Source organism: Pseudarthrobacter sp. WHRI 8279, from assembly GCF_040224115.2.
Taxonomy (GTDB): domain Bacteria; phylum Actinomycetota; class Actinomycetes; order Actinomycetales; family Micrococcaceae; genus Arthrobacter.
In genome coordinates this window covers 2,649,509-2,672,560 of sequence record NZ_CP168162.1, presented here as the reverse complement: position 1 = coordinate 2,672,560, position 23,052 = coordinate 2,649,509, and the positions used below count along the sequence as shown (strand labels likewise).

At 65.5% G+C, this 23,052-nt stretch carries 24 protein-coding genes; 17 read left to right on the top strand and 7 right to left on the bottom strand.

The features are described from left to right. Positions 1-47: 47 nt before the first annotated feature. Positions 48-557: a hypothetical protein gene (locus tag ABRP28_RS12355; protein WP_350005073.1), complete on the bottom strand. Its 510-nt coding sequence runs from the start codon at positions 555-557 to the stop codon at positions 48-50. A 238-nt stretch (positions 558-795) separates the two neighbouring features. On the opposite strand from ABRP28_RS12355, the gene ABRP28_RS12350 reads away from it, so the two are divergent. The 3 genes from ABRP28_RS12350 (at position 796) to ABRP28_RS12340 (ending at position 3,531) form a co-directional block, all read left to right on the top strand. Then, the gene (locus ABRP28_RS12350) at positions 796-2,004 is read left to right on the top strand and encodes an aspartate transaminase (protein ID WP_350005074.1); all 1,209 of its coding nucleotides are present in this window, start codon (positions 796-798) and stop codon (positions 2,002-2,004) included. Positions 2,005-2,031: 27 nt separating this feature from the next. After that, a complete protein-coding gene (locus ABRP28_RS12345) occupies positions 2,032-2,709 on the top strand; it encodes a 4-carboxy-4-hydroxy-2-oxoadipate aldolase/oxaloacetate decarboxylase (RefSeq protein ID WP_350005076.1) in 678 nt (225 codons plus the stop codon). Positions 2,710-2,805: 96 nt separating this feature from the next. Beyond that, positions 2,806-3,531, top strand: a complete 726-nt coding sequence (locus tag ABRP28_RS12340; RefSeq protein ID WP_350005078.1) for an AAA family ATPase — start codon at positions 2,806-2,808, stop codon at positions 3,529-3,531. Positions 3,532-3,560: 29 nt separating this feature from the next. Here the strand turns inward: ABRP28_RS12340 and ABRP28_RS12335 are convergent, their stop codons facing one another. Further along, entirely contained in the window at positions 3,561-3,791 is a 231-nt protein-coding gene (locus tag ABRP28_RS12335; protein WP_374152846.1) for a hypothetical protein, read from the bottom strand. 132 nt (positions 3,792-3,923) lie between these two features. Then, positions 3,924-4,844: a LysR substrate-binding domain-containing protein gene (locus ABRP28_RS12330; RefSeq protein ID WP_231457134.1), complete on the bottom strand. Its 921-nt coding sequence runs from the start codon at positions 4,842-4,844 to the stop codon at positions 3,924-3,926. 301 nt (positions 4,845-5,145) lie between these two features. Between ABRP28_RS12330 and ABRP28_RS12325 the strand changes: the two genes are divergently transcribed. The 12 genes from ABRP28_RS12325 to ABRP28_RS12270 all read left to right on the top strand — a co-directional run bounded on the left by ABRP28_RS12325 (position 5,146) and on the right by ABRP28_RS12270 (position 17,015). Continuing rightward, positions 5,146-6,231, top strand: a complete 1,086-nt coding sequence (locus ABRP28_RS12325) for an ABC transporter substrate-binding protein (RefSeq protein WP_350005082.1) — start codon at positions 5,146-5,148, stop codon at positions 6,229-6,231. Positions 6,232-6,279: 48 nt separating this feature from the next. Beyond that, positions 6,280-7,404, top strand: a complete 1,125-nt coding sequence (locus tag ABRP28_RS12320; protein WP_350005084.1) for an ABC transporter ATP-binding protein — start codon at positions 6,280-6,282, stop codon at positions 7,402-7,404. Continuing rightward, positions 7,401-8,321, top strand: a complete 921-nt coding sequence (locus tag ABRP28_RS12315) for an ABC transporter permease (protein ID WP_350005086.1) — start codon at positions 7,401-7,403, stop codon at positions 8,319-8,321. The genes ABRP28_RS12320 and ABRP28_RS12315 overlap by 4 nt, the downstream gene beginning before the upstream one ends. Before the next feature lie 2 nt (positions 8,322-8,323). Next, positions 8,324-9,154: an ABC transporter permease gene (locus ABRP28_RS12310; protein WP_350005088.1), complete on the top strand. Its 831-nt coding sequence runs from the start codon at positions 8,324-8,326 to the stop codon at positions 9,152-9,154. A gap of 285 nt (positions 9,155-9,439) precedes the next feature. After that, a complete protein-coding gene (locus tag ABRP28_RS12305; RefSeq protein ID WP_350005090.1) occupies positions 9,440-10,228 on the top strand; it encodes a 5-oxoprolinase subunit PxpA in 789 nt (262 codons plus the stop codon). A 1-nt stretch (position 10,229) separates the two neighbouring features. Next, positions 10,230-10,961 (top strand): carboxyltransferase domain-containing protein, encoded by a 732-nt coding sequence (locus ABRP28_RS12300; protein ID WP_350005095.1) that lies wholly within the window; start codon positions 10,230-10,232, stop codon positions 10,959-10,961. Continuing rightward, positions 10,958-11,965, top strand: a complete 1,008-nt coding sequence (locus ABRP28_RS12295; RefSeq protein ID WP_350005097.1) for a biotin-dependent carboxyltransferase family protein — start codon at positions 10,958-10,960, stop codon at positions 11,963-11,965. The genes ABRP28_RS12300 and ABRP28_RS12295 overlap by 4 nt, the downstream gene beginning before the upstream one ends. Positions 11,966-12,020: 55 nt before the next feature. After that, positions 12,021-13,361, top strand: coding sequence for an MFS transporter (locus ABRP28_RS12290; RefSeq protein ID WP_350005099.1), 1,341 nt, complete (start codon positions 12,021-12,023; stop codon positions 13,359-13,361). Positions 13,362-13,429: 68 nt separating this feature from the next. Then, positions 13,430-14,179 (top strand): SDR family oxidoreductase, encoded by a 750-nt coding sequence (locus ABRP28_RS12285; protein WP_231457143.1) that lies wholly within the window; start codon positions 13,430-13,432, stop codon positions 14,177-14,179. Positions 14,180-14,215: 36 nt separating this feature from the next. Then, positions 14,216-15,160: a 2-hydroxyacid dehydrogenase gene (locus tag ABRP28_RS12280; protein WP_350005101.1), complete on the top strand. Its 945-nt coding sequence runs from the start codon at positions 14,216-14,218 to the stop codon at positions 15,158-15,160. Further along, positions 15,157-15,927 carry an SDR family oxidoreductase gene (locus ABRP28_RS12275; protein ID WP_231457145.1) on the top strand — a complete coding sequence of 257 codons (771 nt, stop codon included), beginning with the start codon at positions 15,157-15,159 and terminating at the stop codon, positions 15,925-15,927. The genes ABRP28_RS12280 and ABRP28_RS12275 overlap by 4 nt, the downstream gene beginning before the upstream one ends. Further along, on the top strand, positions 15,927-17,015 hold the full coding sequence (locus ABRP28_RS12270; protein WP_350005103.1) for an L-idonate 5-dehydrogenase: 1,089 nt from the start codon (positions 15,927-15,929) through the stop codon (positions 17,013-17,015). The genes ABRP28_RS12275 and ABRP28_RS12270 overlap by 1 nt, the downstream gene beginning before the upstream one ends. A 66-nt stretch (positions 17,016-17,081) precedes the next feature. Here the strand turns inward: ABRP28_RS12270 and ABRP28_RS12265 are convergent, their stop codons facing one another. The 3 genes from ABRP28_RS12265 to ABRP28_RS12255 all read right to left on the bottom strand — a co-directional run bounded on the left by ABRP28_RS12265 (position 17,082) and on the right by ABRP28_RS12255 (position 20,520). Next, positions 17,082-18,266: an IS30 family transposase gene (locus ABRP28_RS12265; RefSeq protein WP_374152828.1), complete on the bottom strand. Its 1,185-nt coding sequence runs from the start codon at positions 18,264-18,266 to the stop codon at positions 17,082-17,084. Positions 18,267-18,349: 83 nt separating this feature from the next. After that, the gene (locus ABRP28_RS12260; RefSeq protein ID WP_350005647.1) at positions 18,350-20,059 is read right to left on the bottom strand and encodes a DUF5671 domain-containing protein; all 1,710 of its coding nucleotides are present in this window, start codon (positions 20,057-20,059) and stop codon (positions 18,350-18,352) included. Then, entirely contained in the window at positions 20,056-20,520 is a 465-nt protein-coding gene (locus ABRP28_RS12255) for a hypothetical protein (RefSeq protein ID WP_350005645.1), read from the bottom strand. The genes ABRP28_RS12260 and ABRP28_RS12255 overlap by 4 nt, the downstream gene beginning before the upstream one ends. Before the next feature lie 180 nt (positions 20,521-20,700). Between ABRP28_RS12255 and ABRP28_RS12250 the strand changes: the two genes are divergently transcribed. Beyond that, on the top strand, positions 20,701-21,342 hold the full coding sequence (locus ABRP28_RS12250) for an NAD(P)-binding domain-containing protein (RefSeq protein WP_350005643.1): 642 nt from the start codon (positions 20,701-20,703) through the stop codon (positions 21,340-21,342). Beyond that, entirely contained in the window at positions 21,342-22,487 is a 1,146-nt protein-coding gene (locus ABRP28_RS12245; protein ID WP_350005641.1) for a phospholipase, read from the top strand. Before ABRP28_RS12250 ends, ABRP28_RS12245 begins: the two co-directional genes overlap by 1 nt. A 131-nt stretch (positions 22,488-22,618) precedes the next feature. Here ABRP28_RS12245 and ABRP28_RS12240 read toward each other — a convergent pair whose 3' ends face one another. Beyond that, positions 22,619-23,023 (bottom strand): Hpt domain-containing protein, encoded by a 405-nt coding sequence (locus ABRP28_RS12240; protein WP_350005639.1) that lies wholly within the window; start codon positions 23,021-23,023, stop codon positions 22,619-22,621. Between the last annotated feature and the right edge of the window lie 29 nt (positions 23,024-23,052).

Below are 23,052 nucleotides of genomic sequence, written 5' to 3'. Positions count from 1 at the left end.
CTGTGCTCCTTCGCTCTGTGTCCGTGGTTCAACGTCCACTGGCCAGTCTAGAGAAGTCCGGGCTGAAGACCCCGCGTCATTTTGCGGATGTCCCCACTTTGTAGTGCGGTGAGCGCAGCGAGCTCGAAGTCATCCATGACGCCGAGGCGGCGCGCAGCCGCCAGGAGGCTAAGCCGCCGCTCCTCCAGGGCAGCTTTCGCTTCCTCCAGTTCAGCGAGCTCGGACTTCAGCCCTGCGATGACAGCCAACTGCTGCTCCGGGTGCGTCCCGGAGGGCAGCAGGTCATCAAAAGACAGACCGATGGTGCGGATGGTCCAGCGGGAAAGTCCGCTTGCCTCGGCCAGGCGCGTCACCTTCATCCCGTCGCGGAGGGCCTGCGCGATGTGCTGGTTCAGGCGCACAGACAGGGGGCGGCTGCTGCTGGCGTTGAAGGCGATCCGCTGCCGGTTCGCTTTGAGCAGCCTGCGGAGCTTGTCCGCCTGCCGGGCGGCCGGGTCGGGTTTCGGCGTTCCGCGGTAGCGGTAGTAACCGGAATCGTCCTGGTGCGTAATGCTCACGATCACTCCTCGGTTCGGTTTCCCGTTAAACGGGCCGGCGTACCTAGAAGGCTAGGCAGCCAGGCGTCCGCGCCGGAAATACCAATAGTGAGTGGACCCATAACCGGAAACTGTGGGTGCGCCAGCCATAAGGGACGCTTATCCGTCCACGCACTTTAGGTCTTATCCATGGCAGCGGGATTTCCCTAGTCTCGAAGGAAACGAGTGCCGCTCGCTCCTGACTCCCTAGGAAGAGACCATGTCTGAATTTGTACCTGCCTCGCGGGTTTCCCGCATCAAGTCCTCGGCCAGCGTGGCCGCTGCGGCCCGGGTGCGTGAGCTGAAGGCGGAAGGACGCCGCATCCTTGACCTGACAGTCGGCGAGCCGGACTTCGACACCCCGGAACACATCAAGGCGGCCGCCGTGGAGGCCATCACCCGCGGCGAAACCAAGTACACGTCCGTCACCGGAACTCCTGCACTGCAGCAGGCCATCCTCAAAACCCTCGAACTGCGCAGCGGCCTGCGTTACACCCCTGCTGAAATCACCATCGGCGGGGGAGCCAAGCAGGTCATCTTCACCGCTTTCATGGCCTCCCTCAACGCCGGTGACGAAGTGATTGTCCCCGCTCCCTACTGGGTTTCCTACCCGGACATGGTGCTTGCCAACGACGGCACTCCCGTCGTGGTTCCCTGCGGCGAGGACTCCGGATTCAAGCTCACACCCGAGGCGCTGGCCGGTGCCATCACCGGGCGGACCAAGTGGGTCATCCTGAACGCACCGTCCAACCCCACCGGCGCCGTCTACTCCCGGCCGGAACTGCGGGCGCTCGCCGATGTCCTTGTCGGCCACCCGCACGTCGCTGTCCTCGCGGATGAAATCTACGACCAGATCTATTTTGGCGACGGCAAGCTCGCCAGCCTGGTGGAGGTGGCACCGGAACTCAAGGACCGCGTCCTAGCCGTCAATGGCGTGTCCAAGGCCTACGCCATGACCGGCTGGCGGTTGGGCTACGCTGCCGGGCCGGCGCCGCTGATTGCCGCCATAAACAAGCTGCAGTCGCAGATTTCCTCCTGCCCGTCTTCGGTGAGCCAGGCCGCCGCTGCTGCTGCCCTAACGGGCAGCCAGGACTTCGTCCGGGACAGCGTGGAGACCTACCGCAAGCGGCGGGACACCGCCGTCGCTGCCCTGAACGCCGTTGACGGCCTGTCATGCACGACGCCGGAGGGTGCCTTCTACACGTACGTGAACTGTGCGGGGGTCATCGGCAAGACGACGCCCGAGGGCCAGGCCATCCACAACGACCAGGACTTCACCCTGTACCTGCTTGATGCCGCCTCCGTAGCCGTGATCCAGGGCTCTGCCTACGGCCTGGGCCCGTACTTCCGGATCTCCTACGCCACCAGCCTGGACATCATCGAGGAATCCATCGCCGCCATCGACAAGGCCGTCCAGGCCCTCAACTGATCCAACCCCACCGAAGGAAATTAAGCCGTGATCCACGTCAAAACCACCATCGACCGCCCCAGCGCCGACGCCGTCAGCCGGCTCGCGAAGTTCTCGTCAGCAACCATCCATGAGGCACAGGGCCGTAAGGGCGCACTGAGCTCCCGCATCAAGCCCATCGATAGGGCCATGTCCTTCTGCGGTCCAGCCACCACCGTCCGCTGCGCTCCCAGGGACAATCTGATGCTGCAGGTGGCGATCCACTACGCGCAGCCCGGGGACGTTATTTTGGCCTCCGCGGGGGAGTACGAAGAGGCCGGGACCTTTGGCGACGTCCTGGGGAACGCCATGAAGGCCAAGGGCCTGGCCGGGCTTGTGACGGACTCCGGTGTCCGCGACACCCAGGACCTTATTGAACTGGGGCTGCCCGTGTTCTCCGGCAGCGTGTCCATCAAGGGCACGGTTAAAGAGACCATCGGCCCCATCAACCACCCGGTGGTCTTTGGCGATGAGATCATCTATCCCGGTGACGTCCTGCGAGGCGACGCCGATGGTGTGGTGGTTGTCCGCAGGGACGAGATCGAGGAGGTCATCCGCCTCTCGCAGGAACGGGATGACGCCGAGCGTGAGCTCATTGGCCTGTACAAAGCCGGCGGCACCACCATCGACCTCTGCAACCTCACGGATGTTCTGAAGGCCAAGGGACTGCTGGTGGAACAGCCCTAGCAGCCCGATTGGAGCGGAGTCCACGCGCGAGCCGCCGGCCCGATTTGCGGCCTGCGGCTCGCGCTTCTCCGCCGCGACGGCTGCGAGAATGGACGAATGGCCCTCGACAGATATCCGATCCGCCGGCTGGAAGAGGACCCTTCCAACGTCCTGGACCGCCGGAAGTGGCCGGCAGTCCTGCCGCCCGTGGCGCAGGTACTGGAAGACGGGCTCGACCTGACGCCAGCCACCGTCCTGGTGGGCGAGAACGGGTCAGGGAAATCAACGATCGTGGAAGCTATAGCCCTGGCGTATGGCTTGTCTCCCGAAGGCGGCTCAACCGGCGCGCGACACAGCACCCGGGCCAGTGAATCGCTGCTGGCCGATCACCTGCAGCTTGTCAGGAACGCGGGCACCACCAGGCGCGGGTACTTCCTGCGGGCCGAAACAATGCACGGATTCTTTACGTACCTGGAGAAAAATCCCAGCACCTCGGGCCGCGACGACGTCCGCTTCCACGACATGTCCCACGGGGAGTCTTTCCTGGAACTTGCCGTCAACAGATTCCGTGGGCGGGGTCTTTGGGTGCTCGATGAGCCGGAGTCCGCGTTGTCCTTCAGCGGTTGCCTGAGCCTCCTCGGTGTCCTGAAGGATCTCCTGGCGTCCGGGGAATCCCAGGTCATCATGTCCACGCACTCGCCTCTTCTGGCGGCCCTTCCGGGGGCCCGGATCCTGGAGGTTGGGCCATGGGGATTGCGGCCCCAAAACTGGGAAGAGCTGAACCTGGTGGACAGTTGGCGCGCATTTCTTGATGCGCCGCAGCGGTACCTCCGGCACCTCTAGTCCTGGCCGCAGCAGAACCAGCATGGGGCCTACTGTGCTGGCAGCGGATACTCCGGGGGACCGAATGACGGATCCTCCAGGTACCACACGGTGGACCCCCTGCCGCCGGCTGGCATGATGCTGCCTTCGAACACAAAAACAGGCTCAACAGAGCGGTCCTCGGGCCGCCAAAAACCATTGGCGGGGCAGTGGAATCCGGTTTTTGCCATCAATCCCAGGCTTTTACCCGATTTTCTGCCCAAGGTTTTTATCTTTTTCACGGCGTGCTCCCATTGATCCGCATAAGAATTAATTCGCCGTAATTGCCCGGCTTTTCTTAGATTCTAGGATCGGGGGAGTGGGAATACTAAGACCAATGATGAGTGACGCGATAAGCGGAAGCTATGGACCCGCTACCGTGAATATGTGCTGCTGAGCATTTCCTGCAGCATTTCCTTCACAACCAGCAGGACCGCGGACGCCGCCTCGGACAGCGGATCATGGTCCGGGGTGCACAGCGCAATCTTGCACTGCAGTGCCGGATCCACAATGCGCAGCACCTGGAAGTCCTCCTCGTGGAACAGGGCGTCAGCAGCCGACTTCGGCATGATGGTGGCACCGAGATCGGCGCGCAGCAGCCGGGCAAGGGAGGGGACGGACTCCACCTCGCCCACCAGCCGGAGCGTCAGGCCCTTGCTCGCCAAACCGGCCTCCACTGCCTGGCGCAGGGTGTGGATCTGCTCGGGCAGGAACAGCCCGTGGCGGGCCACCTCCTCAAGGGTGATACCGCCGTCCGCCTGCTGCACCCCGGCGCGGTTTGCGTTGACCACGAAGTGCAGGTCCTCCACGATCATCGTGGTGAACTGCACGCCGCGAATGGGGCCGGGCTCGTAGATGAGGGCCATGTCCAGGCGGCCGTTCTTGATGGCTTCACTGAGCACTCCGCCGTAGATTTCCGTCACGTGCAGGACGATGTCCGGGTACCGGCTGGCCACCTCGCTGATGATCCGCGGCGTCAGGCTTGAGGCCATGCTGTAGGGCGCAATCGCAATGGACACGCGCCCGGACGGTGCTGCCCCTGACTTGGCGACGTCCTGCCGGGCCTGGTCCACCAGTCGCAGGATGGATTGGGCATGGCGGTACAGCGTGTGTCCGGCGGCGGTGGGCTTGACGCCCTGCTTGCTGCGGATCAACAGTCGCTGCTTGAGGTCATTCTCAAGGGCTGAAACCTGCTGGCTCAGGGCAGGCTGGGCCACGTGCAGCGCCGCCGCGGCCTTGGTGATGCTGCCGGAATCCACAATCTGCACGAAGTACGCAAGCTTCCGCGTATCCATGGCGCCTTCTCTCTTCGCCGCGTCCTGAACCATAACCGGATGCTATGGAGGGATATGCAACTGGTCTTTGTGTGATGCACATCTCTGACACTAGGTTGAATCCGGAACGCTATTTCATTAGCAATACATTCTACCCCGGCCAGGCATGCGATTTAACGATGACGTCAGACGCATTCTGCATAAATGCGGTGTTTACCGGGATAGGCGTTTTCTTTTACATATCCGAAATATGCACTCAATAGCTTCAGGGCATCCAAGAATCCGTCACCATCCCGGATTCTTCTTGAGAAAGAGACAGCAAATGCGAGCAACTATCAAAGGCAAAATGGCGGCCGTGGCCGCCCTTTCCGCAGCGGTTCTGGTCCTTTCCGGCTGCGGGGGCGGCAGCGAGGCAGCCGGCAGCGACGGCAGCGCCACCTCGGGGGAAGTGAACCTCATTGCCTACTCAGGCGTCTGGCAGGACCAGTACACCGCTGCAGTGATTGAACCCTTCCAGGCCAAGTACCCGGACATCAAGATCAACTACGCCTCCAAGCGGTCCTCCGCCGAGATGCTTAGCGCCCTCCAGGGCCAGAAGAACAACCCCGCCACCGACGTCGCCATCATGGACAACTCCGTGTCCACCACCGGCAACAAGCAGGGCCTGTTCGAGAAGGTAGACGAGGAAAGCGTCCCGAACCTTGCCAACGTCCCGGAAAAGTTCCGGGACAAGGAAGGGTACGGCCCCGTAGCCATGCTCGACGCCGTGGGCCTGGTGTACGACACTGCCACGTTCCCCGAGGCCCCGGACAGCTGGAAGGTCCTCTGGGACCCGGCCTACGCCGGCAAGATCAACGTCAACGCCCCGCCGTCGCTGCTGGGACTGTCCCTGACCGCCATCACCTCCAAGATGGAGGGCGAGGACTACACCCAGGGCATTGACTCCGCCGTGGCCCGCCTCAAGGAAATGGCGCCGGGCGTCCAGACGTTCGCACCCAATCCGGACGAATACCAGAACGTCATTACCGGCCAGACCGTCCTTGGCCTTGGCCAGAACGCCCGCGGCCAGTTCTACAGCGACCAGAGCAACAAGAAGATGGGCGTCACCTTCCCCAAGGAAGGCACCGTCTACCAGATCAACACCATCAACCTGGTGAAGGACGCCCCGCACTCCGAGGCTGCCAAGACCTTTGTTGACTACGCACTGTCCGCAGAGGCACAGACGGCCTTCGCCAAGGCACTGTTCTACGCACCCTCCGTCACCAATGCTGAACTGCCCGCCGATGTGAAGGACCGCGTGGTTCCCACCGACGGCTCCCTCAACATCGTCCCGCTGGACGTCGAATTCCTGTCCTCGGCCCGCGACAAGTGGACCGACACCTGGAAGCGCCAGATCATCACCAACTAGCGCCTGCCGGCGCCCCCTCCCCAACTTCCCTTCAGGAGAACTGAAACCGTGACTGAACCCAAACTGTCGATCGTTGATCTGACCAAAAGATACGCAGCAGATCTTGACCCCGCCGTCGACCGCCTGAACATGGAAGTTGAGGAGGGGCACCTGGTGGCACTCCTCGGTCCGTCCGGCTGCGGCAAGACCACCACCCTCCGGATGGTTGCCGGCCTCATGGATCCAACCGCCGGCTCCATCGTGGTGGACGGCAAGGAAATCACCCACACGCCGGTGAACAAGCGCGGGATGGGCATGGTGTTCCAGTCCTACGCCCTGTTCCCGCACATGAACGTGGAGCAGAACGTGGCCTTCGGGCTGGAAATGCGGCAGGTTTCCAAGACTGAGCAGAAGGCACGCGTTGCGGCCGCCCTGGACATGGTCCAGCTGGGCCACCTCGGCAAGCGCCAGACCAAAGAGCTTTCCGGCGGCCAGCAGCAGCGCATCGCCCTGGCCCGTGCCCTGGTGGTGGAGCCCACCCTGCTCCTTCTGGATGAACCGCTGTCCAACCTCGACGCCAAGCTCCGCGAAACCATGCGCACCGAAATCCGATCCATCCAGCAGCGCACCCGGGCAACCACGCTCTTCGTCACCCATGACCAGGACGAGGCCCTGGACATGGCGGACCGGATCGCCGTGATGAACGGCGGCCTGATCGAGCAGTTCGGCTCGCCCACCGAGGTGTATGAGCGGCCCCGCACGCACTTCGTCGCCAACTTCATTGGCCAGGCCAACTTCCTGGCCGCCCGCGTCGGCGCGGAGACGGGACGGGCGAACCTGGCAGGCGAAAGCCACTACAAGGTGGAGGTGGACGGCCTGGGCCAGTTCGGCGCCATCGGGTCCACCGGCCTGTCAGGCAGCAGCCACGAGCTGGTCATCCGCCCGCACCGGCTCAACGTGTCCCTGCATCCCGGGGCGGCGCAAGAACCCCTCGCAGGCACCATCGAAAGGGTGAGCTACACCGGTGACGCTCTGGCCGTCGCAGTCCGCGTCGGGGACCAGCAACTCAACGCGCAGATGCTGACCAGCAGCGGTGACCTGCCCCGCATCGGAGATGCCGCCTACCTCTCCTGGGCAGCCGGCGACGCCTACCTCCTCCCGGCAACCGCCCAACCGGAGAGGCTGGCAGCATGACGGTCCTGGAAGCCCCCGCCGTGCCGGAACGGCCCAGGGCCCGGAATGAAGGGCAGCTCGAACGGGCCACTGAACGGCGCAACCGGCGCACCTACCTGGCGCTGCTGCTGCCGGGCCTGCTCGGTCTGCTGGTCAGCTTCGTCTTCCCGCTGGCCTACATGGTCCGGATGTCCTTCAACCAGGGCGCACCGGACGGTGTCATCGTTGAGACGTTCACCCTGGACACCTACATCCAGCCCCTCACCGATCCGTACTACTGGCGGGTCACGCTGGATACCTTCCAGATGGGCGTCACCGTCGGCATCCTCTGCGTCATCGTGTCCTACCCGGTAGCCCTCTTCCTCGCACGGAGCACCAGCAAATGGCGCGGTCTGCTCATTGCCATCGCCATCGCCCCGCTGCTCACCTCCGCCGTGGTCCGCACCTACGGGTGGATGGTCATCCTGGGAACCAACGGGCTGATCAACTCCTCGCTTGACGGCCTGGGCCTGATCGACACGCCCCTGAAGCTGACTAACAACATGACCGGCGTGACCATCGGCCTGGTGGAGATTTTCATGCCGTACGCGATCCTGGCCATGATCTCCGGGTTCGGCAGGCTTAGCCCTCAACTGGAGGAGGCAGCCGGTTCCCTGGGAGCCAGCAAGTTCAAAGTCTTCTCCCGAGTCACGCTGCCGCTGTGCCTGCCAGGCCTCCTGACCGCCTTCCTGTTGGTCTTTGTCCTCTCCATTAGTACCTTCATCACCCCGCGGCTCCTGGGCGGCGGCAGCGTGCAGGTCCTGGCCACGGAGATCTACGACCAGACCACCGGCTTGCTCAACTGGCCGTTCGCCGCCGCCCTGTCCGTCATCCTGCTGGTGCTCTTCGGCCTGATCATCGCCGTCTACCAGCGCCTCACCAAGAAAATCGGAGGCTGACCGTGAGCAGTGCCAACGTAAGCAGTGCCAAAGTCTTCAAGCCGCGCTTCAATCCCGCCAAACCCGCCTTCGGCGCGCTGGTGTTCCTGCTGTACCTGTTCCTGCTGGCACCGCTGCTCATTGTCTTTGTGGTGTCCTTCGCATCCAACCAGTACCTGTCCTTCCCGCCGGAGGGGCTCACCCTGAAGTGGTACGAAATGCTGCCCCAGGAAAGCACGTTCATGGAGGGCATGAAGGTCAGCCTGATCGTGGCCGTCATCGTCACGCTCATCGTCCTTGTCCTGGGGGTGCCGGCCGCGCTGGCGCTGGACCGCTTCGAATTCAAGGCCAAGGCCGCTGTGCAGTCGTTCTTCCTCTCGCCGCTGCTGATCCCCAGCATCGTCCTGGCTCTGGGCATGGTGCTGCTCTTCGGTCCGCTGGAACTCAACAACACCTACGCCGGCATCATCATCGGGCACGTGGCCATCACCATCCCGTTTGTCATCAGGACCACCCTGATGAGCCTGGCCACGACGGACACGTCCTGCGAGGCGGCCGCACGCATCCTGGGCGCCGACTCCTGGACGGTGTTCCGGCGCGTGACCCTTCCCATCATCCAGCCGGGCGTGATCGCCGGCGGCGTCATCGCCTTCATCGTCTCCTTCGACGAAGCCGTCATCTCACTGTTCGTCGCTGAATCAGGCCTGCCAACCCTCCCCGTCCAGGTGCTGAGGTACGTGGAAAACTCTGCGGATGCCGCCGTCGCCGCTCTCTCCGTGATCCTCATCCTCATTTCGCTCGCCGTGGTGGTGGTCGTGGAGCGGGTCATGGGATTGCGCAAAGCCCTGCGCTGATTCGCCCGTCCTGTCCTGCCCGCACAACGAATCAGGCCTGCCCGGTCCGCACAAGCGGGCCGGGCAGGCCGCCGTCCACATAGTGCCGGGTCATAACCGGCACCTATCCCGTGACACCGATTACGTCTTTGTGTGATCAAAGTCCCGGTGTCAGACTTTTTCTACAAGCCCGGTAATCCGGGCCCCGGGACCCAAGCCACCTCCGGCGGGTCCACAGACTTCCACTTCCGGCAGCTGCCGCTTTCCCTGGACAGCGCCGCGCCACCACCCCCAAGGAGGGCTCTCATGGGACCCATCGTTGATCTCGTTGCAGATCTTGGAGAAGGCTTCGGCACGTACTCCATGGGCGACGACGCGGCCCTCCTGGAAATAGTGTCCAGCGCCAACATCGCCTGCGGCTTCCACGCGGGGGACCCTGACATCATGAACGCCACGGTCGCCGAGTGCGTGCGCCGCGGCGTCAGCATCGGGGCACACCCCAGCTTCCCGGATCTGCGCGGGTTTGGCCGCCGTGCCATGGACCTCACCGCTGACGAAGTCCGTAATGACGTCCTGTACCAGTTCGGAGCCCTGGCCGCCTTCGCCGCCTACCACGGCGCCGCCGTCGTACACCTCGCACCGCACGGACGCCTGGGCAACCTCGTGGCCACCCGTCCGGACTACGCCCGGGCAGTGGCTGACGCGGCCGCACGCATCAGCCCCGACCTCATTGTCCTTGCGCAGGACGGCGAACTCGCAGACGCCGCAAAAGCGCGCCAGCTGCCCGTGGGCATTGTGGGCATCGCGGACCGCGCCTACCAAGCAGACGGCACCCTGGTGCCGCGCAGCCAGCCGGGCGCCGTCATCCACGACCCCTCGGCCATCGTTGACCGCACTGTCCGCATGGTCTGCGAAGGCGTTATTCAAACCGTCGCCGGAACCGACCTGCCGATCGTCGCTGACACCATCCTGCTGCACGGGGACACCCCCGGCGCGGTCCAGTTGGCACGGCAGGTCCGCGGGGAAGTGGAGCGCGCCGGCGTCACCATCGCGCCGCTCGCCCAGGTCCTGGCCGCCAAAGTGGAAGCCGCTTGACATGCCCGCCACTTCCACGCCAGCGCTGCCTCCGGTGGAGGTCTTCGAATCCGGGGACGCTGCCCTGCGCGTCGTCGCCTCGTCAGCGGACCGGGAGGCCAACTGGGCCGCCGTCCATGCCCTTGCCGAGTGGCTGGACGCCGCCGGAGCCGACGGCGTCCACGGTGCGGTGCCGACATACGACTCCCTGCTCGTGGAATTCGACCCCGGCGCCACCTCCGCCCGCCAGGTCCGTGCCTTCGTGCAGCTGGGCCTGCGCCAGCTCGAATTTACCGGTGCCCCCGCCCGCGCACCCCGCGAGTTCAGCGTCCCGGTGGTTTACGGCGGCGAGTACGGGCCGGACCTTGAGCGTGTTGCCGAACAGCAGCAGCTCCCGGTGGAGGAGATCATCCGGCTGCACACCACCAAGGCGTACGTGATCCGCTGCCTGGGCGCTCCGGCCGGTTCGCCCATGATGGACGGGCCTGATTTCCCCTTCCCCGTCCCGCGGCTGAAGGATCCCCGGCTGTCCGTTCCCGCAGGTGCCGTCTCGGTGGCCGGCCGGCAGGCTGTCATCGCCCCTGCTGCCGCACCGGGCGGCTGGTGCGTCATCGGCCAGACCCCGCTCTCCATCCTCGACGCAACGGCCGAGCCGCTGGTTCCCTACGTGCCGGGCGACCTGCTGCGGTTCCACCGGATCCAACCCCAGGATTTCGCCACATACGCCGGCCGGAAACTGGAGGCAGCCCGATGAGCCTGGTCATCCAGCAGCCCGGCAACTCCGTGGTCACGGACCTTGGCCGCTTCCGGGGACCCCGGTTCGGGCTGCCCGTGAACGGCGCGCTGGACCAGTTCTCAGCCCGTGCAGCGAACATCCTCGCCGGCAACGCGGACAACTCCCCGCTCCTGGAAATCACTGCCCTCGACTTCCGGATGCGCGCCACCACGGACATCCTCATCGCTGTCACCGGCGCACCACTGCACCTCACAGTGGGCGGGCGCGAGTGCCAGCAGTGGGAGCCAGTATCCGTGCGGGCGGGGGAGACGGTGGCACTGCGCCGGATCGACGGCGGCCTCCGGGCCTACGTGGCGGTCCACGGCTCAGTGCACGCACCGGTCCTTCTGGGCAGCTGCGCGCCGGACACCGTCGTTGGATTCGGGCTGCGGCTCACGGAAGGCACTGAGCTTAGGACATTCAAGAGTGTCCCGCCCATCCGGCAGCCGTACTTCGACCTCCCACTGTTCCGTCTGGGCCTGACCCGGCCGGAGTTCCACAGCACCGCGGTGGTGGAAGTAACGGACGGTCCGGACGTGGAAGAGTTCGGGGATACCGCGGACCTGCTCTACAACAGCGAGTACACCGTCAGCGGCCGGAGCAACCACATCGGGCTGCGGCTTGGCGGGGCGCTTCCGGAACGCCAGTCCACCGCCGAGGTGCTCTCCCGCGGCGTTCCGGTGGGAGCAATCGAAGTGCCCTCCCGGGAGGAACTCCTAGTGCTGCACCGCGGGCGCGGCGTCACCGCCGGCTACCCTGTCCTGGCCGTGGTCACCAGCCGTTCACTCGATGTCCTGGCCCAAGCCAGGCCGGGCCATAAGATCCAGTTCAAAAAAACTTCCGTCCCGGAAGCTACAGCGAAACACCGCGCAGCGCTGAGGGAACTGGAAACCCTCCGCTCCACGGTGGGCACCGTGTTCTCCCTCCTCGGCGTGGGCGGACCTCCGGGCCCGCCCCGGCTCGCACCAGCCGCCGGAAGCTGAAGACCCTCGCTTCCCCCGAAAAGCATTGTTACCATCCCCTTAAGTAAGGAAAGCCATGTCCACCTCTACGCATGCGGCCCAGCCGCACCAGGAGCGGCTCAGCAGCAAGCAGACCCGCAAGGTCGTCACGGCCGGCTGCGTCGGCATCTTCGTGGAACTCTATGACAACGGCATCTTCGCCTTCATGGCCGGAACGCTTGCTCTCGTCTTCCTGGCGCCGGGGAACCCGGACAACGCCCTGCTCTTCGTCTTCGCCGGCTACGCCGTCTCCTTCTTCGTGCGGCCGCTCGGTGCCGTCGTCTGCGGGTACCTGGGTGACAGGATCGGGCGGCAAAAGCTGCTCGTCTTCGTCATCCTGCTCATCAGCGTGGCCACCGCAGGCATAGGCCTGCTGCCTCCTTACGCCGCCATCGGCGTCGCGGCCCCCATCCTGCTGGTGCTGCTCCGCATGCTGCAGGGCTTCTCCGTGGGCGGCGAAGCCGCGGGTGCCATGACGTTCCTGGCTGAACACGCCCCCGAAGGCAAGCGCGGCGTCATCACCTCCTACGCGCAGATCGCGTCCTTCGCAGCACTGTTGACCGGCACCCTGGTTGCCTACTCCATGTCCCCCTGGCTCACGCAGGAAGCGATCGACGGCGGCGGGTTCGGCTCGTTCGCGTGGCGTATCCCGTTCCTGGTGGCCATCCCCATGGGCATCATCGGCTGGTACATCCGCAAGGCCATCAGCGACACCCCCAACTTCGAAAAGCTCAAGGAAGAGGGCGGGCTGTCCGCCAACCCGCTCAAGGAAGCCTTCGCCTCCGCCGAGCACCGCCGTGCCATGCTGCTGGCACTCTTCATTCCGCTGATGAACGGCTCCGGCTACTACGTCCTGTTCTCCTACATGCCCACCTTCCTCAAGGGCAAGCAGCTGAATTTCACCATCGGCGAGGCGCTGCTGGTCACCGCCTGCAGCCTGGTGGTCATCTGCATCACCATCCCCTTCATGGGCGCACTCTCGGACCGCATCGGCCGCAAGAAGGTCATCGCCGGCTCCGCCATCGCCATGGCTGTCCTGGGCATCCCTTCGTACGCGCTGATTGCCACCGGCGAGATGGCACTGGCTATCCTGGGCGCCTCCATCATGGCTGTGGTCTTCGCCGGGCACACCGCGGTGATCCACATCCTGATCGTGGAGCTCTTCCCCACCCGCGTCCGGTACTCCGCATACGGCCTGGGCTACAACATCTCCTCCGCACTCTTTGGCGGCACCGCGCCGCTGCTGATGACCTGGCTGATCTCGTCCACCGGCAACATCTACATGCCAGCCTTCTACGCGGTCATCACAGCCTTGGGCACGCTGGCCGCCGTCAGCACGGTCAAGGACAGGGCGCACCTGCCCCTCCGCGACGCCTGACTCTTCCACTTTCCCGAATTTTCCACCACCTGCGCAGCACACCGCTGCACCTTCCTAGGAGACCTCCATTGTCCTTTTCCGATTACTCAACGGCCCTCGTCACCGGTGCCTCAACCGGCATGGGCGCCGCGATCGCCGAACGCCTGGCCAAGCGCGGACTCACCGTCCACGCCCTGGCCCGGAACGAGGACCGCCTGAAGGAACTCGCGGACAAGACCGGCGCGGTGCCCCACGTGGTTGACCTGACGGACACCGCAGCGCTGACCGCCGCCGTCGGAAACCTCCAGGTGGATGTCCTCGTCAACTGTGCCGGTGTCTCCCGGCCCGGCAACATCCTGGACTCCAGCGAAAGCGATATTGACGAACTCGTGGACGTCAACCTCCGCGGACTGCTCCAGCTGACCCGGCTGGTGCTGCCGGGCATGGTGGAGCGCGATCTGGGGCACGTCATCAACGTCAGCTCCATTGCAGGCACCTACAACTTCTACGGCCACACGGTTTACCACGCCACCAAGGCCGCGGTGCACCAGGTCTCCCGCCAGCTCCGCAACGACACCGTGGGCAAGCGCATCCGGGTCACCGAAATCTGCCCCGGACGCGTGGAGACTGAGATCTTCGGCCGGAACATGGGCGGTACCCCGGAGGCGATGGAGGAAGCGTGGAAGACTTACTACGAGGGCTACGAGTCGCTTACCACCGATGACATCGTCAACGCCATGGATTACGCCATCGAAACGCCCCGGCACGTGAATGTTGGCATGCTGGAGCTTATGCCCACGTTCCAGGTCCCCGGCGGCCTCACCTTCGACCGCCGCTAGCCCCAGCACTCCCGTCCCAGATTGATAGGTTTCCCGATGCAAACAGTCCGCACCGTCAGCTTCCCCGACCAGCAGCTCCTCGATGATCTCTCACCCCTGCCCGACGGGCTGCGGGGCGTCGTCTGGGACCTGCAGGAGGATCCCGACGGCGGGACGCTGGCCGGGATCGACGGCGTCATCCTGCCGTACATCAACGCCGGCGCGGTCCTGGGTTCCCTCGCCAAGGTTCCCGGGCTGAAGTTTGTACAGACGCAGTCCACCGGGTTCGACGGCGTCATTGAGGCTGCGGGCCCGGCGGCCGGCGTCGCGAATGCCTCGGGAGTGCACGCGGCGGCGACGGCGGAACTGGCCATCGGGCTCATTCTCGCCAAATTGCGCGGCATCGACCAGGCCGTCCGGGACCAGCAGTATGGGCTGTGGAGGCCGGAGCGGCGCCAGTCGCTGGCGGACCGGCGGGTACTGCTGGTGGGGGTCGGCGGGATCGGGCAGGAGGTCGCCCGCCGGCTTGAGCCGTTCGAAGTCAACATCACCCGGGTGGGCAGCTCGGCCCGCACCGACGAACACGGCGAAGTCCACGCGTCCTCGGACCTGACAGCGCTCGCCGCCACGCACGACATCCTGGTGTCGGTGCTGCCCTTGAATGATCACACGCACCAGCTGATCGGCGAGGAGGTCCTGGCTGCCCTGCCGGACGGCGCCCTGGTGGTGAATGTGGGCCGCGGCTCGGTGGTGGACACCGCCGCCCTGACCAAGGAGGTCCTCTCCGGCCGCCTGCAGTGCGCCATCGACGTCGTCGATCCCGAGCCGCTGCCGCAGGACCACCCGCTCTGGTCCACGCCCAACGCCCTGATCACGCCGCACGTGGGCGGCAACGCCTCTGCGTTCCAGCCCAGGATCCTGAAACTTCTCCGGAAGCAGCTCGAGGCGCTCGCCGCGGGCAAGGCCCCGGCCAACCTGGTACAGGCGGGTCCCTTCGCATGAGTTCGCTTTTTGACCTGACGGGCCGGGTAGCCCTGGTCACCGGTTCCAGCCGGGGGATTGGCAACGCGCTGGCCAGGGCATTGGCCGACGCCGGGGCAACAGTTGTGCTGAACGGCATCAACGGGGAGCGGCTCAAGGATGCCGCGGCAGCAATGGCTGCCGACTTCGCGCCCGGGCGCATCCATAGCGTCGCCTTCGACGTCACGAGCGACGCCGAGGCGGCGCGCGGCATCGCGTGGGTGGAAGAGCACGTGGGCCCGCTGGAAATCCTGGTGAACAACGCGGGCATCCAGCACCGGGTGCCCATGCTGGACCTGGATGTGAAGGACTGGGAACGGGTGATCTCCACGGACCTGACCAGTGCTTTCCTGGTGGGCCGCGAGGCGGCACGCTTCATGATTCCGCGCGGCCACGGCAAGATCATTAACATCTGTTCCGTGCAGACAGACCTCGCCCGCCCCACCATTGCGCCCTACATCGCGGCGAAGGGCGGGCTGCGCAACCTGACCCGTGCCATGACTGCTGAGTGGGCGGCCTCCGGCCTTCAGATCAACGGGATCGCGCCGGGGTACATCCACACCGAAATGACCCAGAACCTGGTGGACGACGAGCAATTCAACTCCTGGATCCTGGGCCGGACCCCGGCCAACCGTTGGGGAACCGTCCAGGATCTTGCCGGGCCCGCCGTGTGGCTGGCATCCAGCGGTTCGGACTTCGTTAACGGGCAGACCATTTTTATCGACGGCGGAATGACGGTGGTGGTCTGATGCTGACCAATAAAGACCTTTCCTCCCCGGTCCTTCCCGTCACAGGCCCGGCCGTGGTGGCCCATGCCGCCGGAGACCTGCGGATCGACGAACTCACCCTCGCCGCTCCCGCCCCGGATGAAGCGGTTATTGAGGTGCACTACGGAGGGATCTGCGGCTCCGACCTGCACTACTGGCTGCACGGCGCCGCCGGTGAATCCATCCTGAAGGCACCTCTGGTGCTCGGGCATGAGATTTCGGGGACGGTGGTCAGGGCCGCAACTGACGGAACCGGACCAGCCGCCGGTACTCCGGTGGCAGTCCACCCGGCAACACCCGGCCCCGGCGCTGCACGGTATCCGGCGGACCGGCCCAACCTCTCGCCAGGCTGCACCTACCTGGGCAGCGCCGCGCGGTTCCCGCACAAAGACGGCGCGTTCAGCCGCTACGTAAACCTCCCCACCCGGATGCTCCGGACGCTGCCGGAGGGCATCGGCCTGCGCACCGCAGCCCTGATCGAGCCCGCCGCCGTGGCCTGGCACGCAGTGTCGCGGGCAGGGGATGTTGCCGGGAAGTCCGCGCTGGTGATCGGCAGCGGCCCCATCGGCGCCCTTGCCGTCGCAGTCCTGAAGCGGGCGGGCGCAAGCCGTATCACCGCCGTCGACATGCATGAAAAGCCGCTGGACATCGCGAAAGCCGTGGGGGCGGACTCGGTACTCGCAGCCGGTGACGCCGAGGGGATCGCCGCCGTGGAGGCCGACGTCGTGATTGAATCATCCGGCAACCATCATGGCCTCGCCTCCGCCATCCAGGGCGCAACCCGCGGCGGCACCGTGGTGATGGTGGGACTGCTGCCCACTGGCCCGCAGCCGGTGCTGATCTCCCTGGCCATCACCCGGGAACTGGAACTCAAGGGTTCGTTCCGCTTCAATGACGAGATCGACGACGTTATTGCCGCCCTGGCGGACCGCTCACTGCAGATCGATCCCGTCATCACGCACGAATACCCGGTAGGGGAGGCCTTGGAAGCCTTCAGCGTGGCGCGCAACTCGGCCGAGTCCGGGAAGGTGCTGCTGAGTTTCGGCGAAAACCGCCCAGCCTCCGCCTAGAGTTTTTGTCCAGATATGCAGGGATAAGTGCCGGCAATGTCAAGTGGTGGGAGCAACGCGGGGTGGTTAGGCCGCTTGCAGCAGCTGGTTTAGCCGGTTGGCTGGGGTATCGAGGTTGAGGGTCGGTCGGGGGCGGCGGTTGAGCTTTGCCGCGATGCGGTTGAGGTCCTCAGGGGTATGGGCCGAGAGGTCGGAGCCTTTTTCGAACCAGAACCGCAGGAGCCGGTTGGTGTTTTCATTGGTGCCGCGCTGCCAGGGCGAGTGCGGGTCGCAGAAATAGAGCGTGGTTTCCAGCGCGGTCTGGATCTTCGCGTAGCCGGCGAGTTCTGTGCCGCGGTCCCAGGTGATCGAGCGGCGCAGGTGCTCCGGGAGGTTCGCCATTTCCCGGATCATCGCGGCGGCGACGGTTTCGGCGGTATGGTCCCCGGGCAGGTGCAGCAGGATCGTGAACCGGGTTGAGCGCTCCACGAGAGTGCCGATCGCGGTCCCGTCAGAACCGATGATCAAGTCACCTTCCCAGTGCCCGGGGACCGCCCGGTCCTGGACCTCGGCGGGGCGTTCGCTGATCTTGAACGCCTCCTTGTAGGGGCTGCTCTTGAGCCGGTCGGCGGTGTGGGGGATGCGTTGTTTACGTTTCAGGCTGAGGTTTTCGGCCAGGTCTTTCCGCAGGCTTCCGCGGGTTTGGACATACAGGGCCTGGTAGATCGTCTCGTGGCTCACCTGCATAGTCTGGTCACCGGCAAAGTAAAACGCCAGCATCGACGAGATCAGCTTCGGACTCCACCCATCGTCCATCCACACCGCGATCAGCCGGCACAAATCCTCGTCCTCGATGAGCTTGAAGGGCTTGGGCCGGCGGCGTGCCTGATGGGCTCTGGTGTGCGCGACTTTAGCGTTGTACCTGCCCTCGGCGTCACAGTTGCGGTTGACCTCCCGCCAGATGACGGACTTGTCCCGTCCGATGGCCGCACCGATCTTCGCGTAGCTCATCCCGGCTTGCCGGCCCATCTGGATCATCCCCCTCTCGGCTTCGCTTAGTGCCCGCCCGCAGGAGACCTCCACGGACGGGGCAGGATCTGCCAGGCCGCCATGGGCCGAGATGCTCAGCGTCATCTGACCAGACTCGGCCCACCACTTCTTCCCGGTCCCGCGCGAGGCTCCGACACGCCGTGCAGCCTCACTGACGGACGCGCCGGAGCACACCAAATCAAGAAAATCATCACGAACATGGACAGGAAACAACTTCGGCATCAAACGCTCCATCAATCAGAACGTTGCAACCACCATATGAATCTGCCGCCGCTGAAACCTGCATATCTGGACAAAAACTCCCGCTATTTTGGCGGGCTGTGCAGGGGTATGACTTCCAGCCTGCCGTGGCCCACGAGTACCAGTGCGTGCTGCGCCGTGACTCCGTCCAGGGCGGCCGCCACCTGACTCACCGTCTCAGCCGGCGCTTGGGAAGCTGCCCCCGGCAAAGCCGTGCCCGGCGCCGGAAGGCCCGGACCGCCGTCGTCCGCCCGAAGCCAGACGGTAACCCTGGCGCCACCCGTAGCCTCGGCAACGCCTCGTGCCAACGCGTCCGGGTCCGGATGCTGCCCGATGACCAGGGTGACCTGCTCGATGGTCCGTTTCCTGGCCGGCTCGGCGGCCGCAAGGAGGCCCCGGTCGTGCCGCCACAGGGCGAAGTGGTAGCCGGCCACAAGGGCGGCTGCCACCAGGAGCCCGAACGGGGCGCGGATGCGGTCCAGGAGACTGCCGCCCGTGACGTCTCCGAGCAGGAACTCGAAGACGCGGTAGCCGATCACCAGGAGCGTAATAAGTGCCACCACGGCGCTGACGCCGAAGAACGCGATGAGGTACACGCGGCGTCCGGGCGGGATGGCGTCGGCAGCCTGCGGCTGGTTCCGCGGCTTCCACGCCAGCCACCAGACCGGACCGCCCACCAGGAGGGAACTGATGCCGCCAAGGAGCAGGGTGCGTGTGGCCCCTCCCGCCAGCGGCGACACGGCGGCTGCCAGCAGCGCGTTCACCACAACGCCCACCCCGGAAGCGGATGCCGCCAGGGCAACCGCGGACGTCACCAGGAGGCTTGCCCGCGTGGTGGCGGAGGACCGGCGGATGGACGCGGTGCGGTGGTAGCGCCACACCACCGCCCCCACGAGTGTTGCGGCCACGGCCGGTGCCAGCGGCTCCAGCAGGTCGTTCAGGGGGTCGTCCCGGTCGAACGCCAGCCGCAGGAACACGAAAAGGACCACGCCGGCCCCGCCAAGGGCGGTGATGCCGGCCGCGAAAACGCCGACGATGATCATGATGCTGTCAACCAGGTTGGTCTGGAAGCGGCGCCCTCCCTCCCTGAACCAGTGCCACCACCAGATAACGGTTCCGCCCGCCGCCCACACCAGTGAACGGAGCACGGAGTACCACCAGGGCTCAACAGTCACCGTCAGGGGGAAGCCCCGGATGGCGACGTCGAGCAGGCCGCTGAGCGCGGCGATGCCGGCACCGGCGCCGAGCAGCAGGCCGAATACAGAGCCGACGACGGCGCGCACGTCGTCCAGGTGGACGGTGGGCTTCCGGGGGTGCTTCCACATCCACCGGTGCCATGCCCAAATGGCGGCCCAGGCGATGCTGTTGGCAAGCGCCGGCGCCCAGTCACCGTCCCGCTGCCCTATGAGCGAGGCCGCCATCCCCAGCAGCGAGGTGGTGAAGACAATGAGGGAAACGCCGTACATGGCGGTGATGTAAAGGCCCCACCCGGCGGATGTGCGCTCGGCCTCGTCGTCCAGCCTCCGCCACACAAACCACCACAGCAGCAGGGCGAGCGGGCCGCCGATCAGGGTGAAGGCCAGGGACCGGGCGAGCCCGGCCACATCGGTGGATGCCAGCACAGCGCCCGACGTGAACAGCCGCTCCAGCAGGCCGCTGAGGCCGCTGGCGGCAATCACCACCAGGGCAAACAACAGGGCGTACTGGATGAGCCGCCGCAGTGTCACCTGGGCGAGTCCCGCCGTCGAAACCGTCATGCCGGCCGGGGCGCTCATGGCTTGACCAGTGTTCCGGTGCATGCCATCAGCTGGTACGGCGCTTGGCTGATCTTCCAGTCTCCATCCGCCTTCACCAGGCTGAACATGTCCTCCGACTCGTACTCGGAGGGTCCGAAGGGCCCGTCCTGGGACGAATTGACGATTGAGACCCGCACGGTGGCCGACTGGTCCCGCTCCGACGTGGACACCAGGACCACGCGGGCGGGCCGGGGCTCACCGTAGTACGAGCCGCGGCAGATGGTGCGGGCAGAGTCCGTGAGGTAGGTTTCGGCCGTTTCGAGGTCGCCGTCGATGACCGCAGTGCTGTACCGCTGGACAACTCCCGCCGGGCTGGCCTCGTCCAGGGGTTCCGGCTCTCCCCGGGAAAACACCACGGCAAGGGCCACCACCACCAGCAGTCCGACGACCCCCAGCAGCACGAGGAGGAGCCGGTCCGGTTTTCGCGCTGCATCAGTCATGGCGCCAGTATGCACTGTCCCCAACACTTTTTTCTGGTGTCTTTAGGCCCAAAATAATTACTTGACACTTCAACTAAACGCGCGTACATTTAGTTGTAGCTTCAAGTAGTAATCCACAAACCGGCAGAACAGAACCCCATGAAAAACCTCCTGGCCCGCATCTTTGGAAAGAAGAATCCCATGACTGACATCACCATCATCGGCAACGGCAACATGGCCCGCGGCATCGCAACCCGGGCCCTGGCAGCAAACAAGACCGTCGAAATCCTCAGCCAGGACGCAGGCAAGGCCCAGGCCCTCGCCGCCGAACTGGGTGCCGGCGTCGCCTCCGGCACCACGGCGCAGGATCCCCGGGGCAGCATCGTTGTCCTCGCCGTGCCCTTTGGGGCCGCCAAGTCCGTCGTCAGCACCTACGGTGCAGCGCTGGCGGGGAAGACCATCGTGGACATCACCAACCCGGTGAACTTCGAAACCTTCGATTCTTTGGTGGTGGAGCCGGGCACGTCCGCCGCAGAGGAAATCGCCGCGCTGGCACCCGCCGGTGCAAGCGTGGTCAAGGCCTTCAACACCACCTTCGCAGGCACCTTGATGGTCGGGGAATCGGACGGCCAGCCACTCGACGTCTTCATCGCAGGCGACGACGACGCAGCCGCCCGCGCGGTCAGCGGTTTTGTCAGCGCCGCCGGGATGCGCCCCCTGGTCGTGGGGCCGCTCAAGCGCGCCCGTGAGCTCGAAGGCTTCCAGTTTGTCCTGATGACCCTGCAGGCCAACCCTGAATTCGCAGACTTCAACTGGGACACCGGGCTCAAGGTCACCAACTAATGAACATCCCGCACGTGGTGGCGACCGCCGGATCGTCGGATCCGGCGCAGCCGCTGGTGGTGTTGCTGCACGGCAGGGGTTCAAATGAACGCGAGATCATTGGTCTTGCAGAGCACCTGCCCACCGGCCCGGCCTACGCGGCTGTGCGGGCTCCGATAGCTGAAGGTGGCGGCTACGCCTGGTTCCGGAACCGTGGCATCGGCAGGCCTGTCGAGGAGTCGCTGACCGAGGCGATGGCCTGGTTCCGGAGCTGGCTTGACGCCGTTGCTCCGGCCGGCCGGCCCGTGGTGCTGGTGGGATTCAGCGGGGGAGCGGCGTTCGCCGGTGGCCTGCTTCTTTCCGACCCGCAGCGCTTTGCCGGCGCGGCGATCCTGTACGGCAGCCTGCCCTTCGACGCAGGGGTGCCACTCTCCGTGGCTCGCTTGGCCGGGGTGCCCGTCTTCGTTGCGCAGGGCGAGCGGGACCGGGTCATCCCGGCAGACCTGCTGCGGCGGACGTGGGATTACCTCCTCACGGAGTCCGCCGCCCCAGCCTATGCCCGCCGCGATCCGGGTGGTCACGGAATCACGGGTGAGACGCTGGCCGAGCTCGGCGGCTGGATCCGTGAACGGCTTGCGTTCCTTGCCCGGTCGCGCGCCAATGGCGGCACTGACGTAAAGGCCGTGTGGACCGGGATGCGGGACGAGAGCCTGCCGCTTCGTGTTGGACATCGTCCGCAGGTGTCATGGACTATTCCGCAGGAACAGCGAAGCGACAACGCGCCGCGGGAGTTGCAGGACAAACTGCTGTCCCGCATCAGCACACTGGCCGGTGTTTCCACCCGGCAGTCTGCCATTTCGGTCCCCGGAGCCACGGGACTCATGCTGGGCCCCGCTCCTTCTGCAACTCCGGACGGCTTCCTGGTGCCGTCCGTGGGGGAGTTCGCCCATCAGCATCCCGCCCACGACGGCTCACTCCACGTTGCCTTGCCCCCGGTACTGGCCGCGGAAGCGGTAGCGAAGGGCTGGGCGGTTGCCCATCCACTGGCCGGCGTCCGGCTCGCCAGTGGCATGGTCCTGGTTTATGGTCCCCGCGACGACAGCGAACTTGAGACGGTTGCAGCCATCGTCCAGACCAGCCACTACTACGCCACACTGCAGGTCTGACGGCCTTGGACCGGGCCGGCACCGGCAGGCCAGGCCCAACTGGAACGGACGACGGCGGGAGGTTCCGCCGACGTCCGTTGCTGTTCCGGGGCGCCGCGTTAGTTCGCGGGACATAGTGGCGTGCCGCCGGTTCAGGGCCCCTTCCTCAGGTGGTCCTGCAGGACATAGATGGTGCGCTGGGCGCACTGCTTGAGCCGCCGCAGGTGCTCCGCCGCAAGCCGGGGCAAAACAACGGCCGGGTCGGCGGTCCTGGCTTCCTCCCGCAGTGATCCTTCGAGATCCAGGGCGAGGGCGGCGAGCCTCTCCGCGCCCACCATCTGGCTGGAAGTCTTGAGGCTCAGGACCGCATCCATGGCACCCGGCAGATCGCCGGTAGTCAGGGCAAGCCGTACCTTTTGCAGCCTCTCGGGCATCTGCGCGATGAAGGCCTCCACGAAGACCTTCCACACGCCCTCGTCATCCTCGAGTTCGTTGCGCAGCCGCTCCAGCACTGCCGGGTCCAGGAGGGGAGGGACGTTCCCGTCGGGCTGGGTCATGTCGGTGCCTCGATGCAGCCCATGACCCC

Coding starts and splice junctions, on each gene's coding strand:
- ABRP28_RS12255 (WP_350005645.1), bottom strand. CDS start 20,520: ATGACTGATGCAGCGCGAAAACCGGACCGGCTCCTCCTCGTGCTGCTG.
- ABRP28_RS12280 (WP_350005101.1), top strand. CDS start 14,216: ATGCAAACAGTCCGCACCGTCAGCTTCCCCGACCAGCAGCTCCTCGAT.
- ABRP28_RS12295 (WP_350005097.1), top strand. CDS start 10,958: ATGAGCCTGGTCATCCAGCAGCCCGGCAACTCCGTGGTCACGGACCTT.
- ABRP28_RS12260 (WP_350005647.1), bottom strand. CDS start 20,059: ATGAGCGCCCCGGCCGGCATGACGGTTTCGACGGCGGGACTCGCCCAG.
- ABRP28_RS12300 (WP_350005095.1), top strand. CDS start 10,230: ATGCCCGCCACTTCCACGCCAGCGCTGCCTCCGGTGGAGGTCTTCGAA.
- ABRP28_RS12275 (WP_231457145.1), top strand. CDS start 15,157: ATGAGTTCGCTTTTTGACCTGACGGGCCGGGTAGCCCTGGTCACCGGT.
- ABRP28_RS12305 (WP_350005090.1), top strand. CDS start 9,440: ATGGGACCCATCGTTGATCTCGTTGCAGATCTTGGAGAAGGCTTCGGC.
- ABRP28_RS12270 (WP_350005103.1), top strand. CDS start 15,927: ATGCTGACCAATAAAGACCTTTCCTCCCCGGTCCTTCCCGTCACAGGC.
- ABRP28_RS12265 (WP_374152828.1), bottom strand. CDS start 18,266: ATGCCGAAGTTGTTTCCTGTCCATGTTCGTGATGATTTTCTTGATTTG.
- ABRP28_RS12325 (WP_350005082.1), top strand. CDS start 5,146: ATGCGAGCAACTATCAAAGGCAAAATGGCGGCCGTGGCCGCCCTTTCC.
- ABRP28_RS12330 (WP_231457134.1), bottom strand. CDS start 4,844: ATGGATACGCGGAAGCTTGCGTACTTCGTGCAGATTGTGGATTCCGGC.
- ABRP28_RS12245 (WP_350005641.1), top strand. CDS start 21,342: ATGAACATCCCGCACGTGGTGGCGACCGCCGGATCGTCGGATCCGGCG.
- ABRP28_RS12315 (WP_350005086.1), top strand. CDS start 7,401: ATGACGGTCCTGGAAGCCCCCGCCGTGCCGGAACGGCCCAGGGCCCGG.
- ABRP28_RS12290 (WP_350005099.1), top strand. CDS start 12,021: ATGTCCACCTCTACGCATGCGGCCCAGCCGCACCAGGAGCGGCTCAGC.
- ABRP28_RS12350 (WP_350005074.1), top strand. CDS start 796: ATGTCTGAATTTGTACCTGCCTCGCGGGTTTCCCGCATCAAGTCCTCG.
- ABRP28_RS12240 (WP_350005639.1), bottom strand. CDS start 23,023: ATGACCCAGCCCGACGGGAACGTCCCTCCCCTCCTGGACCCGGCAGTG.
- ABRP28_RS12250 (WP_350005643.1), top strand. CDS start 20,701: ATGACTGACATCACCATCATCGGCAACGGCAACATGGCCCGCGGCATC.
- ABRP28_RS12340 (WP_350005078.1), top strand. CDS start 2,806: ATGGCCCTCGACAGATATCCGATCCGCCGGCTGGAAGAGGACCCTTCC.